General features: G+C 74.2%; 12 protein-coding genes. 5 read left to right on the forward strand and 7 right to left on the reverse strand.

All coding sequences use genetic code 11. The annotated features are described in order from the left end of the window. From ACZ60W_RS33825 to ACZ60W_RS33855, 7 genes are all read right to left on the reverse strand, one after another. Nucleotides 1–858 carry an enoyl-CoA hydratase/isomerase family protein gene (locus ACZ60W_RS33825; RefSeq protein WP_469759232.1) on the reverse strand — a complete coding sequence of 286 codons (858 nt, stop codon included), beginning with the start codon at nucleotides 856–858 and terminating at the stop codon, nucleotides 1–3. Continuing rightward, nucleotides 845–1,663: an alpha/beta hydrolase gene (locus ACZ60W_RS33830; RefSeq protein WP_469759233.1), complete on the reverse strand. Its 819-nt coding sequence runs from the start codon at nucleotides 1,661–1,663 to the stop codon at nucleotides 845–847. Before ACZ60W_RS33830 ends, ACZ60W_RS33825 begins: the two co-directional genes overlap by 14 nt. Further along, on the reverse strand, nucleotides 1,660–3,252 hold the full coding sequence (locus ACZ60W_RS33835; protein WP_469759234.1) for an amino acid adenylation domain-containing protein: 1,593 nt from the start codon (nucleotides 3,250–3,252) through the stop codon (nucleotides 1,660–1,662). Before ACZ60W_RS33835 ends, ACZ60W_RS33830 begins: the two co-directional genes overlap by 4 nt. Further along, entirely contained in the window at nucleotides 3,236–4,435 is a 1,200-nt protein-coding gene (locus tag ACZ60W_RS33840; RefSeq protein WP_469759235.1) for an acyl-CoA dehydrogenase family protein, read from the reverse strand. Before ACZ60W_RS33840 ends, ACZ60W_RS33835 begins: the two co-directional genes overlap by 17 nt. Then, entirely contained in the window at nucleotides 4,432–5,835 is a 1,404-nt protein-coding gene (locus ACZ60W_RS33845) for a TrpB-like pyridoxal phosphate-dependent enzyme (RefSeq protein ID WP_469759236.1), read from the reverse strand. Before ACZ60W_RS33845 ends, ACZ60W_RS33840 begins: the two co-directional genes overlap by 4 nt. Next, nucleotides 5,832–6,116, reverse strand: a complete 285-nt coding sequence (locus ACZ60W_RS33850) for a phosphopantetheine-binding protein (RefSeq protein WP_329275521.1) — start codon at nucleotides 6,114–6,116, stop codon at nucleotides 5,832–5,834. The genes ACZ60W_RS33845 and ACZ60W_RS33850 overlap by 4 nt, the downstream gene beginning before the upstream one ends. A gap of 164 nt (nucleotides 6,117–6,280) precedes the next feature. Further along, nucleotides 6,281–7,057 carry a thioesterase II family protein gene (locus ACZ60W_RS33855; RefSeq protein ID WP_469759237.1) on the reverse strand — a complete coding sequence of 259 codons (777 nt, stop codon included), beginning with the start codon at nucleotides 7,055–7,057 and terminating at the stop codon, nucleotides 6,281–6,283. A gap of 259 nt (nucleotides 7,058–7,316) precedes the next feature. On the opposite strand from ACZ60W_RS33855, the gene ACZ60W_RS33860 reads away from it, so the two are divergent. From ACZ60W_RS33860 to ACZ60W_RS33880, 5 genes are all read left to right on the forward strand, one after another. Next, nucleotides 7,317–8,747, forward strand: coding sequence for an aldehyde dehydrogenase family protein (locus ACZ60W_RS33860; RefSeq protein ID WP_469759238.1), 1,431 nt, complete (start codon nucleotides 7,317–7,319; stop codon nucleotides 8,745–8,747). A gap of 99 nt (nucleotides 8,748–8,846) precedes the next feature. Next, nucleotides 8,847–9,854, forward strand: coding sequence for a terpene synthase family protein (locus ACZ60W_RS33865; RefSeq protein ID WP_469759239.1), 1,008 nt, complete (start codon nucleotides 8,847–8,849; stop codon nucleotides 9,852–9,854). A gap of 54 nt (nucleotides 9,855–9,908) precedes the next feature. Beyond that, a complete protein-coding gene (locus ACZ60W_RS33870) occupies nucleotides 9,909–10,811 on the forward strand; it encodes an oxygenase MpaB family protein (protein ID WP_469759240.1) in 903 nt (300 codons plus the stop codon). 5 nt (nucleotides 10,812–10,816) lie between these two features. After that, entirely contained in the window at nucleotides 10,817–11,893 is a 1,077-nt protein-coding gene (locus ACZ60W_RS33875; protein WP_469759241.1) for a PLP-dependent cysteine synthase family protein, read from the forward strand. Beyond that, complete coding sequence (locus tag ACZ60W_RS33880) at nucleotides 11,893–12,921, forward strand: ornithine cyclodeaminase (protein ID WP_469759242.1); 1,029 nt, start codon at nucleotides 11,893–11,895, stop codon at nucleotides 12,919–12,921. The genes ACZ60W_RS33875 and ACZ60W_RS33880 overlap by 1 nt, the downstream gene beginning before the upstream one ends. The last annotated feature ends 214 nt before the right edge of the window (nucleotides 12,922–13,135 follow it).

The following is a 13,135-nucleotide window of genomic DNA, read 5'->3' on the forward strand; positions in this document are numbered from 1 at the left end:
TCAGGAGGGGGTCGCCGAAGGGACGGCGTCCCCGGCAGGAGAGGGGGTCGTCGGCCGGGCCGCGCCGAAGTCGGGGGCGCGGCGGTCGCGGAAGGCGGCGACCGCCTCGTGGACGTCCGGCGAGTGGGCGGCGACGACCTGGACGGGGGCCTCCCGTGCGAGGGCGGCCGCCAGGGAGGGAGCGTCGGTGTTGGCCTGGAGGACCTGCTTGGTGAGGGCCAGCGAGACCGGACTGTGCGCGGCGATCTCGGCGGCGAGAGCGAGTGCCTCGGCGGCGAGTTCGCCGGGGGCGGTCACCCGGCTCACCAGACCGCGGGCGAGGGCCTCGTCGGCGGCCACGAACCGGCCGGTGAGCATCATGTCGGAGGCGAAGCCGAGGCCGGTGAGCCGGGGCAGCAGCCAGGAGGCTCCCATGTCGCCGCCGGAGAGCCCCATCTTCACGAAGGAGGCCCGGAAGCGGGCGCCGGGCGCGGCGAGCCGGATGTCGGCGGCGAGCGCCAGGGACAGTCCGGCGCCGACGGCGGAGCCGTCGACGGCGGCGATCACGGTCTGCGGCAGCCCGGTGAGCCCGGTGATGGCCTCGGCCTGCCGGTGCAGCAGGTCGAGCAGGGTGAGCGGGGGCAGCGAGGCGATCCGGCCGACCTCGTCGATGTCGTACCCGGCACAGAAGGTGTCCCCCGCGCCGGTCAGGACGAGGACCCGTACGGAGGGGTCGGCGCGCAGGGCGGCGCAGAGTTCCGTGAGACGGGCGAACAGGTCCTCGTCGAGGGCGTTCCTGCGGGCGGGCCGGTTCAGGGCGGCCGTGACGACGCCCGGGAGCGGGCGGGTGACCAGGAGAGAGGGTTCAGATGCGTTCACGGGTGCGCTCCTCCGTGTGGCGGGCGACGAACTCCAGCGAGGCCGGCAGGGCTCCGTCGACGAACCGCCAGTCGTGGCCGCCGGGCCGCTCGTGGTACGTGACCTCGTGGCCGCGTTCGCGCAGCGCGTCGCGGACCCGGCGGTTCATGGCCCGCATCCGGTCGTGGTCCTCGGTGCCGACGTCCAGGTACAGGGCGGGCGGCGGGGTGCCGCTGTCCTGGCCGATGAGGCGGTACGGGTCGTACCGCCGCCGGGTCTCGCTGCCGGGCGGGCCCCAGACCCGCTCGTGGCTCTCCACGGTCGGCATGGCGAAGGCGGGGTCCGAGCGGAAGGCCGCGTACGGGTCCCCGGTCCGCAGCGGCGCCTCGAAGGCCCCGGCGTGCGAGGCGACGGCCCCGAAGGTGTCACGGTGCCGCAGCCCCAGGAAGAGCGCGGCGGCCCCGCCCATGGAGAAGCCCCCGACGGCGCGTCCCGAGCGGTGGGCGCGGGTGTGGAACCGCGCGTCGATCTCCGGGACCAGTTCGTGGACGAGGTGGTCCTCGTAGCGCAGTCCGGCGTGGTCGTTGACGAACCAGCGGCGTCCGCTCTGCGGCAGGACGACGATGGTCCGGCTGTCGCCGACCAGGTCGACGAGGCGGGTGTTGACCAGCCAGGTCTCCTTGCTGCCGCCGTAGCCGTGCAGGAGGTACAGGACGGGGTGGGGCGGTCCGTCCTCGCTGTAGTCGCCGGGCAGGACGACGTTGACGCCCTTGTCGCGGCCGAGGAGCCGGCTGGGCCGGCGCAGGGTGAGCACGCGGGCGGTCACGCGGACTCCCGGAGGGCGGGGGCGGCCAGCGCCCGGCGGTCGACCTTGCCGGTCGAGGTGCGGGGGAAGGAGCCGGCGAGGTGGAAGGCGGCGGGGACCATGTAGCGCGGGAGGGTCGCGCCGCAGTGGGCGCGCAGCTCCGCGGCCTCGGGCGCCGCGCCGTCGGCGGGCACCACGTGGGCCCGGAGTTCCTGGTTGCCGTCGGCGTCCGGGACGGCGACGCAGACGGCCTCGTGGACGTCGGGCCGCCGCATCAGCACGGCCTCGATCTCCTCGGGTTCGACCCGGTGGCCCCGGATCTTGATCATGTGGTCGCGGCGGCCGAGGTAGAGGTAGCCGCCGCCCTCCAGGGACCGCACGAGGTCGCCCGTGCGGTGGGTCCTGGCCGCTCCCCCGGCCTCGGCGAGCGGGGGGCGGCCCCAGTAGCCGAGCATCACCGAGTCGCCGGTGACGCAGAGTTCGCCCTCGGCGCCGGGGACGTCGGGGACGGCGCGCCCGTCCGGGCCGAGCAGCCGGGTGTCGGCGTAGGGGCAGGGGCGGCCGATGGGCGGGGGCGCGGTGCGGTGGGGCGCGAGGTCGGCGTCGGTGACGCGGTGGTGGGTGCAGACGTTGGTCTCGGTCGGGCCGTAGAGGTTGTGCAGGGACGCATCCGGCAGCGCCGCGCGCAGCCGCCGCAGGTGCTTCAGGGCGAACGGCTCGCCCGCGAAGAGCACGGTCCGCAGCCGCGACGTCCCCAGCAGGGCGTGGTTCCTGGCGTCGAGCATCCGGATGAGGGCGCCGGGCACCGAGTACCAGACGGTGATGCCCTCCTCGGCGACCAGTCGGTTGAGGGCCGGGCCCAGGGCCCGCTGGTGCTCGGGCACCAGGACGAGGCAGGCGCCGGCGCTCGCGGCGGCGAAGACGTCGAAGACGGACAGGTCGAAGTGGACGGGGGCGTGGGAGGACAGCCGGTCCTCCGCGGTCAGCCCGAACTCGGCCACGGTCCAGTCGACGAACGCCGTCGCGTTGCGGTGGGACAGCATGACGCCCTTGGGCGTGCCGGTGGATCCGGAGGTGTAGAGGATGTAGGCGAGGTCGTCGGGGCCGACGTCCGCGGGCGCGAACCCTTCGGGCACCGGCCGGTCCACGGCGCGGGCCCAGTTCGTCGTCCGGAGCGCCGGCCGGTCCGCCCGCGCGGGCTCGCCGGCCGGTGCCGGCTCGTCGCCGACGAGGACGGCCGAGCGCAGCGCGGCGGGGAGCCCGTGCTCGTGGAGCAGGGCGAGCCGGGGCGCGTCGGTGACCAGGCAGCGGACGGCGCAGTCGCCGAGGATGTACGCGGCGCGGCCGACGGGCGTGGCCGGGTCGACCGGGACGTACGCGGCCCCGCACTTGAGGACGGCGTGGAGGGACACGAGGGTCTCGGTCGACTTGCCGAACCACAGGCCCACCCGGTCTCCGGGGCGGACTCCCTGCTCGCGCAGGGTCGCGGCGAGCGCGGTGGCGGCCCGGTCCAGGGCGGCGTAGTCGGTGGAGCGGCCCCGGTGGCGGACGGCCTCGGCGGTGGGCCGGGCGGCCGCGGCGCGGGTCAGCAGCTCATTCAGCGTGCGCATGGCGGGCTCCTGCGGGGCGGGGGGACGCGGCGCGGGCGCGGGTGGTCAGGCCGAGCTTCTCGGCGATGACCAGCCGCTGCATGTCGGAGGTGCCGGAGGAGATCCGGGTGCCGAGCGCGTCGCGCAGATTCCGTTCGACATCGGTGTCGGTGGTGTAGCCGAGTCCGCCGTACACCTGCAGGGCGTCGAGGAAGGTCTCGACGGCGGACTCGCTGGTGCGGAGCTGGGCGGCCTCGGGGTAGTGCGAGGGGACGTCCCGTCCGAGGTCCCAGGCGGCCCGGTGGGTGAGCAGGCGGGCCTCGTCCAGCCGGATCCGCATCTCGACGACGCGGTGGGCGACGGACTGGAACTTGCCGATGTTCCGGCCGAACTGCTCGCGGGTGCGCGCGTAATGGACGCACTCGTCGATCTGGCGGCCCATGGCGCCGAGCAGCGGGGCGAGGATCAGCGAGCGTTCCCAGGCCATGGTCGCGGAGAGGACGCGGGAGCCCTGCTTCTCCGCGCCGAGCCGGGCCGAGAGCGGGATCCGGCAGCCTTCGAGGGTGATCTCGCCCCAGGGGGCGGTGCGCAGGCCGGCCTTCTCGTAGCGGGTCTCGACGGTGAGCCCCGGCTGGTCGCGGTCGACGAGGAAGGCGGTGACCCCGGTGAACCCGAGGGCCGGGTTGACGGTGGCGTACACGAGGAAGACGTCGGCGAGGGGCGCGTTGGTGACGAAGCGCTTGGCGCCGTCGAGGACGTAGTGGTCGCCGTCGCGGCGGGCCGTGGCCGTCAGGGAGAGGGCGTCGGAGCCGGAGCCGGCCTCGGTGATGGCGTGTGCGCCGATCAGCCGGCCGTCGCAGAGCCCGGGGAGGTAGCGCGTCTTCTGCTCCTCGCTCCCGAAGAGCAGCAGCGGGATCTCCGCGGCCCAGATGTGCGCGCCGAGCGCGATCATGAGGCCGTTGTCCCGGCAGCCTTCGCCCAGGCCCTCCAGGGCGAGGGCGCAGGTCAGCGGGTCCAGGCCGAGGCCGCCGTACGCGCGGGGCACGGGGAGGCCGAGGACTCCGGCGTCGGCGCAGCGCTGCCAGTCGCCGGGCTGGAGCGTCCCGGTGCGTTCCCGGGCCGGGAGGTCGGCGCCGAGGTCCCGGCCGAGCAGGCGGAACCGGTCGGCGAGGGCGGTCTGTTCCCCGGTGGGGCTGAGGTTCACGGGTGGCCGCCGACCGGGTCGAGGGCGGGCAGCCCGGCCAGCGAGGCCGCGATGTGGCCGTCGGAGACCACGTGGTCCTCCAGGGTGCCCGCCAGGTACTGGTCGTACGCGGAGAGGTCGAGCAGCCCGTGGCCGCTGACGTTGAAGAGGATGACGCGCGGCCGGTTCTCCTCGCGGGCCCGTACGGCCTCGTCGACGGCGCACTTGACGGCGTGCGCGGATTCGGGGGCGGGGATGAGGTTCTCCGTGCGGGCGAAGAACGCCCCGGCCTCGAACACCTCCTTCTGTCCGTAGGCCACGGCCTCCATGAGGCCGCGGTCGTAGAGGGCGCTGACCAGCGGGGCGGCGCCGTGGTAGCGCAGTCCGCCGGCGTGGACGCCGGGCGCGACGAAGGTGTGGCCGAGGGTGTACATCTTCGTCATGGGGGTGGTGCCGGAGAAGTCGTTGTAGTCCCAGGCGTAGCGGCCCCGGGTCATCTTGGGGCACGCCTCGGGCTCCACGGCGACCAGCCGGGTCCCGGCGCCGGTGCGGAGCTTCTCGCGGTGGAAGGGGAAGGCGAGACCGGCGAAGTTGCTGCCGGCGCCCATGGCGCCGATGACGACGTCGGGGAACTCGCCGGCCATCTCCATCTGGAGCAGGGCCTCTTCGCCGATGACCGTCTGGTGCAGCAGGACGTGGTTCTCGCCGCTGCCGACGGAGAAGGCGCCGCGGGTGACGCTCCGGGCGTGTTCGAGGGCCTCGGCGTTGGCGATGGCGACGCTGCCGTCGCCGTCGGGCGAGGCGGCCAGCAGGGCGCGGCCCGCCTCGGTGGTGCCGCTCGGGCTCGGGATGACGCGGGCGCCGTTGAGCTCCATCAGGACCCTGCGGTAGGGCTTCTGCCGGTAGCTGCAGTTGACCATGAAGACGGTGCAGGCCAGGTCGAGGGCGTGGCAGGCCATGGACAGCGCGGTGCCCCACTGGCCGGCGCCGGTGCCGGTGGTGATCTCCTGGACGCCGGCCTTCTTGTAGTAGTGGGCCTGAGCGAGGGCGGAGTTGAGCTTGTGGCTGCCGGAGGCGTTGGCGCCCTCGTACTTGTAGTAGATGTGCGCGGGGGTGTCGAGCGCCTGCTCCAGGCGGTGGGCGCGGATCAGCGGGGTGGGGCGCCAGCGCTGGTACTGCGCGCGCACCGGGTCGGGGATCTTCACGTGGCGCTCGGTGCCGACGCTGCCGCGGTACATGGACAGCGGGATGTTGGCGCCGGTGGAGCCGCGGTCGGCCGTCTGCGCGTCGGCGTCCGGTCCCGCGGCGGGCCGGGCCCGGCGGACGTCGGAGGCCGACACGTCGAGGTCGGCGAGGATGTTGTACCAGTGGGTCGGGACGTCGTCCTCGTCGAGCAGGTACTGGTTGCGCACGGCTTTCATGCCGGGGTCTCCGTCCGCAGGCCGGCGACGTGCCGGCGGACGAGCGCGACCAGGTCGCCGACGGTCTCCAGGTCGGCCTCCATGACGTCCTCGTCCTCGATGTGGCCGCCGAACTCGTTCTCCACGGCGAGCAGGAGCTGGAGCAGGTTGAGCGAGTCGAGCTGGATCATCGGCGAGTAGAGCGACGCCTGGGGGCCGATGTCCTGGGGGTCGAGACGGAGATCGAGGGCGTCGACCATGAGTGCGCGGACCTTCGTGGCCACGTCGTCGTCGGGCAGCATGTCGAAAGGCTCCTTGGAACAGGAAATACATCAGGTCGGGGTGACTTCGCGCGGGTCACGCCGGGACGACACCGGAGGGGGAATTCCGTGACGGCCTGAGACCGGGTGCGCGAGGAAGTCGGGGAAAGACGGGAAAAGCCGGTGCCGAGGGTCGCCGAGGGGAATCAGCGGGAGTCGGCGAGAAGGCGGGAGACGTCCGTGACGATCTCGCTCCCCAGCACGAGGGAGAAATGATCTCCGGGAAAGACCCGCAGGGAGAATTCCCCGGACGTCGCGTCCGACCAGGCGGCGGCGTGCGCGACGGGCACGCCCGGGTCGGCGTCCCCCACGTACGCCGTCACCGGCACGGTCACCGGCCGCGCCGCGGTGGGCCGGTAGGTCTCGATCAGCGTCAGGTCGGCGCGGAACGACGGCAGCAGCAGGGCCAGCAGCTCCGGCTCGGCGACCACCGCCGGGTCCATGCCGCCGAGCGCGAGCAGCCCCTCGACCATGGCGTCGTCGTCCTGCAGGTGGAGCGCGCGGCCGCCCCGCGGGCTGAGCGGCGCGCCGTGTCCGGAGACGAACAGGTGGCGCGGACGAGCCCGGTAGAGCACCTCCAGACGCAGCGTGACCTCGTACGCGAGGGCCGCGCCCATGCTGTGGCCGAGCAGCGCGACCGGCCGGTCGAACAGCGGCAGGAGCTCGCGCGCCACACGGTCGGCGAGCGGCCCCATGGCGCTGACGCACTCCTCCCCGAAGCGGTCCTGCCGCCCCGGGTACTGGACCGCGACGAGTTCCACGTCGTCCGGCAGGGCGTCGGCCCAGCCGTAGAACGCGCCGGCGGTGCCGCCCGCGTGGGGCAGGCACACCAGGCGGATCCTCGGCGCGGGCACGGGGCGGGGCCGGCGCAGCCAGCGCCCGTCCGGGCTCGCGGCATGCGGGGCACGTACCGGGCTGGTCATCACTGGCGGCCTGCTTCCCTGGGCTTCTCGAACGGCCGGGAACTCACTCGTCCCGGCATTTCAAGTACCGCACCCTAACGCCATTTCGCGGCTCGTCACCACCCGATTCGGGCGGCAGTTCGCCATACAGAATTCATCCAGTCCGCGGGTGTCCGGACTCCGTACATTGGTCCGCCGTCACGTCGTGAATTCCCTCCCCACCGCCCGTCGCCGGAGGAATTCAGCTCATTCGATCCTGCCGAAAGAGACCCGTCACGCCATGAATTCCCTCCCTCTGCACCAGGTCTACGTCGGCGGCCGGTGGACCGCCCCGCGCGCCACCGGCACGATCCCCGTGGAGAACCCGGCGACCCTGGGGATCGTCGGGGAGGTCCCGGACTGCGGCAGCGAGGACGTCTGGCACGCGGTGGACGCCGCCCGCCGGGCCCTGCCCGGCTGGTCGGCGACCGGCGTCGAGGAGCGTGCGGCGGCCCTGACGGCGCTGCGCGAGGCCCTGGTGAAGCACCAGGACGAGCTGGCGGAGACCGTCACGCGGGAGATGGGGTCGCCCCTCACGTTCTCCCGGCGCGTCCAGGCGGGCCTGCCCGTGCGGGTGCTCGACGGCTTCACGGCGGAGCTCGCCGCGGCCACCGCCGAGGAGCGGATCGGGCACTCCCTCGTGGTGCGCGAGCCGGTCGGCGTGGTCGGCGCCATCACCCCGTGGAACTACCCGCTGCACCAGGCGGTCGCCAAGATCGGCGCGGCCGTCGCGGCGGGCTGCACGCTCGTGCTCAAGCCGAGCGAGCTCGCCCCGCTCTCCTCGTACCTGCTGGCGACGCTCATCGACGGGATCGGGCTGCCACCGGGCGTCTTCAACCTCGTGCCCGGCAGGGGCGCGACGGCGGGCGCCGCGCTGACCGTCGACGACGGCGTCGACCTGGTGTCCTTCACCGGGTCTCTGGAGGCCGGCCGGAAGGTCGGCGCCGCGGCGGCCCGTACGGTCAAGAAGACCTGTCTGGAGCTGGGCGGCAAGTCCGCCACGGTGGTCCTGCCGGACGCCGACCTGGCCGCCGCCGTCGAGGACGGGGTCCGCAGCGCCCTGCACAACGCGGGGCAGACCTGCACCGCCCGCACCCGGCTGCTGGTGCCGCGGGAGAGGCTGGACGAGGCGCTGGACATCGCCCGTTCGGTCGTCGCCGGCTATGAGCCGGGCGACCCCGAGGACCCGGCGACCCTGCTGGGCCCCCTCGCCTCCGCCGGGCAGCGCGAGCGGGTCCTCGGCCATCTGGCGCAGGCCGTCCGCTCGGGTGCCCGTCAGGTCGCCGGCCAGGACGCCGCGGCCGCACTGCCGGCGACCGGGCACTACGTGGCGCCGAGCGTCTGGACGGACGTCGGTCCGTCCTCGCCGCTGGCCCGCGAGGAGGTCTTCGGTCCCGTCCTCGCGGTCATGACGTTCGACGGCGACGACGGGGCGGTGTCGCTCGCGAACAGCTCCGAGTACGGCCTCGCCGCCACCGTCTGGTCCGGCGACCAGGAGCGCGCGGTCGCCGTGGCCCGGCGGCTGCGGGTGGGCCAGGTCGACGTCAACGGCGCGAAGTTCAACGCCGCCGCTCCGTTCGGGGGCTACAAGCAGTCCGGCATCGGCCGGGAACTCGGCCGCCACGGCATCCAGGAGTTCCAGGAGGTCAAGGCCCTCCAGCTGCCGTCCTGACCGGGACCGGTGGGCTCCGCCGCACCGAGCCCCCTTCCTCCCCACCCCCACTTCCCTGCACCTCGACTCGAAACGACGGGTGACACCGTGTCCCTGCGCATGCCGCACCTCCAAGTGGAGTTCCCTCCGGAGCTCAGTCCGTTCGCCGACCGGGCGGAGGCGGGAGCCCGGGCCTTCGTGGCCCGCTTCGGCCTCGCCCCCGACGAGGCCGCCCGCCGCCACCACGAGCGTTCCCTGCTCGGCACCCTGATGGGCAGGGCGTACCCGCACTCCGGAGCGGAGGAGCTCCAGCTCGTGACCGACTGGATCAGCTGCATGCTGGTCCTGGACGACCAGTTCGACGAGACCTCCCTCGGCACGGAGCCGGAGCGGCTGCGCGAGGTCTGCGACGAGGTGCTCGGCTGGTTCACCGAGGACGGCTCCGTCGACGACGACGCAGGGCCGGCGGCGCACTCCCTCACCGAGGTGTTCCGCCCCGCCTACGCGGACCTGTGGCGCCGCACCGCCCCCCTCACCTCGCCTGCCTGGCGCCGGCGCCTCGCCGCCCACATCGGGGCCTTCTTCGACACCTGCGTGTGGGAGTCGGAGAACCGGCTCACGGGCCGCGTCCCCGGGCTGGACGAGTACATCGCCCACCGCGGCCGCGCCCTCATGCCGTACCTCGACCTCATCGAGGTCACCACGCACTTCGAGGTGCCGGAGGAGATCTACGGGCTCCCGGCCTTCGCCGAGATGAACGCGGCGCTGTCCGACGCGGACCTGTGGACCAACGACCTGTTCAGCTGCGAGAAGGAGGCGCTGCTCGGCGACCCGCACAACCTGGTCCTGGTCCACCGGCACGCGCACGGCACGGACCTGCAGACCGCCGCCGACGCCGTCGGGGAGATGGTCCAGGGCCGCTTCGACCGGTTCACCGCGCTCAGCTCCTCCTTCGCGGAGCACCTGACGCCCGCCCAGCGCGCCCTCTTCCCGGCGGACCGCCTGGAGCGCCACGTCGCCGGGCTGCGGAGCTGGCTCACCGGCCAGCTCCAGTGGCGCTTCGAGACCCTGCGGTTCGACCCCACGCGACCCGAGGTCACCAGCACCGCGGGCTCCACCCCGCTGTAGGCGCGCGTCCTGCACCGACTTCCCCCACCGTGACCCACCGTGAACGGGGTACGCATGCGAGACCGTTACGCGACACTCAGACATCTGGAGACCCTCGACCCCAAGGCGGACCACCAGGAGATCCACCGCATATCCTCCGACAGCGAGTTCCCCTGGGACTACGGCCGCGGGCTCGAGGTCGCCATCTGGCGCACCTGCTGCGTGCCCGCCATCTCCGACGTCCTGGACGGCAGCGGCGAGTTCGCCCTGCGGGCCCAGAAGCGGTACGACGACACCCGCATCCTGCTCGGCGAACTGGTCCGCGGGGGGTACGACTCCCCGCGGGGGCACCAGGCGATCCGGCAGATCAACCAGGCACACCGCAGGTTCGACATCGCCAACGAGGACATGCTGTACGTCCTGTCGACCTTCATCTTCGAGCCGGTGCGCTGGATCGACCGCTGGGCCTGGCGGCCGACCTCCGAGACGGAGCGGCTGGCCGCCTTCTACTTCTTCACCGGGGTCGGCAAGCGGATGAACATCCGTGAACTCCCCACCGACTACGACTCGTTCGAGCGGTTCAACCGCGAGTACGAGCGGGCCCGCTTCCAGCGGGCCGCGAGCAACCACCGCGTCGGCACCAACATCCTGAGCCTGTACGCCTCCTGGTACCGGCGCCCGGTCAGCGACCTGGTCGCGGCCACGCTGCCGTGCCGGCTGGACGCGCCCGCGCTGGACGCCCTCGGCATGTCCGCCCCGCCCCGCTGGGTGCGGGCGGTCCACCGCGCCGGGCTCCGCGGCCACGCGGGGGCCGAGCGCGTCGCGCCGCGGCTGATGGCCCGGCTGATGACCCGGCCGACCGCGCGGACGTACCCGGGCTACCCGCACGGTTACGACCTCGCCGACATCGGTCCCCAGCGGACCGTCCCGCCCGTGCGGCAGCAGCCGACGGCCCGCGTCGACAGCCTCAAGGACTGAGCACCATGACCCCAACCACAGTTCCCGCCGCGCCCTTGGCGGCCATCGGCGACACGCCCCTGCGGCCGGTCGTCGTCCCGGTCGGCGACCGGACCGTGCGGATCTGGCTGAAGCTGGAGGCCGAGAACCCCTTCGGGTCGATCAAGGCCCGCACGGCGGAGGCCCTGCTGAACGCCCTGGAATCGAGCGGCGCCCTGCGTCCGGGGATGCGGGTGGTCGAGTCGACCTCCGGCAACCTGGGCGTGGCGCTCGCCGGCCTCTGCGCGCAGCGCGGCTACCGGTGCACCCTGGTCGTGGAGCCGAGCACGCCGCCGGCCAGCGTCGCGCGGATGCGCGCGTACGGCGCCGACGTCGTGACCGTGCGCGAGGTGCCGGGCGGCCGGACCCTCGGGGCGCGGCTCGAAGCCGTCCGCGAGATCGTCTCGGCCGGCTCCGACGCCGTGTGGACCGACCAGTACGCGAGCCCCGCCAACCCCGGGGTGCACGAGTGGCAGACCGCCGCGGAGCTGATGAAGGCCGCGCCGGAGGGCCGGTTCGACGCGGTCGCCGTGGCCGTCTCGACCGGCGGCACGCTGGCGGGCATCGCGCAGTTCTTCCGCGACCACGCCCCGGACACCCAGGTCGTCGCGGTCGACGCGGTGGGCTCCTCGGCGCTCGGCGGCACCCCCGCCGACCGGCCGTTCAAGCTCATGGGCTTCGGCTCCGGACAGGTGTCGGGCTTCGTGGAGCCGCACCACGTCGACCACGTGGTGCGGCTGACGGACCAGGCGGCCGCCGCGGCCTGTGCGCTGATCGCCCGGCGGACCGGGATCTCCCTCGGCGGCAGCGGCGGCGCCGCGGTGCTCGCCGCCGTCTCCCGGGCGCTCGGCGACCCGTCGTTGCGGGAGATCGCCTGCGTCTGTCCGGACAGCGGGGAGAAGTACCCGCAGCTGCGCGACGCACCCGCCGACGGCGGTCCGGGGTGCGCGGCCGAGATCCGCGCGGCGCTGGACCTGCTGGACCGGGTACGGGCGGGGGACCCTGCCGTGCCCGCACCGACGCACCCGCGGAGACTGCCGAACCCCCGGAAGGGAACGCACTGATGACACCGCACGACGACACGCTCACCTATCTGGACAGCGCCGACGTGGCCCGGCTCTGCGACGGGCTGCCCGTCGCCGACCTGGCGCGCGACACGCTCCTCGCCTACCGGCGCAAGGAGGCGGGTCTCACCCCGGAGGCCGCGCTGCGCTGGACCACCCCCTCCGGGGCGTCGGCGCGCAGCCTCGTCCTGCCCGGCTGGGCGGACGGCGCGTACGGCTGCAAGATCATCAACGCCTCGCTGGGCAACCACCTCCTCGGCCGGCCGCGCGCCGCCGGGCTGGTCGTCCTCGACGACCCGGAGACGGCGCGACCGGTCTGCATCATGGAGGGCGGCCGGATCAGCGCGCTGCGCACCGCCGGCGTCTCGATCGCGGCGCTGCGCGCCGTGCGCGACCTGGCGGCCGTCCGGCGGGTGGCCTTCCTCGGATGCGGCCGGCAGGCGGAGGTCCACCGTGAACTCCTGGCGAGTGCCTGCCCCGGCGTCGAGGAACTGTTCGTCCACGACCGGGACGCGGGCCGGGCCGAGGAGCTCGCCGCCCGCTGGCGCGCTGCACACCCGGCGGTCGCCGTCACGGTGACCCCGGACGCCCGCTCCGCCGTCGAGCGGGCCCAGGTGACGGTCGCGGTGACGACGACCACCGAGCCGTACGTGGAGCTGGAGTGGGTGCCGGCGGGCGGCACCTTCGTCAACGTGTCCCTCGACGACGCGGCCGAGAGCCTGCTGCTGGGCTGCGACCACCTGTTCGTCGACGACTGGGACCTGGTCGTCGACGACGACCACCGGCTGCTGGGCAGGCTGGCCCGGGCCGGCCGCGTCTCCGGCCCGGGGACGGCCGCCCCCGCGGGCGGCCGGTCGGTGGACGCCTCCCTGCCGGAGCTGTTCGCCGGCGACTACCCGCGTACGGTCGCCGAGGACGACCGGGTGGTGATCAACCCCTTCGGCATGGGCGTCCAGGACATCGCGCTGGCCGCCGCCGTGTACGCGCGCGCCGTCGAGCAGGGCGTCGGCCTCTCCCTGCCGCACTGAACCGGGGGCCGTACGGCGTCCCCCCGCCGTACGGCCCTCCGCCGCTCGCGGTCCCCCACCGCGCCCGGCACCCCCACGACCGTGGGGGGGGGGGGGGGGGGGGGGAGGGGGGAGGGGGGGGGGGGGGGGGGGGGGGTGTGGGGGGGGGGGGGGGTGGGGGGGGGGTGGGGGGGGGGGTGGTTTTTTTGTGGGTACATCTCTTCCTCGTCTGTCC

The sequence above is a fragment of the Streptomyces sp. NPDC104202 genome, from assembly GCF_055584185.1.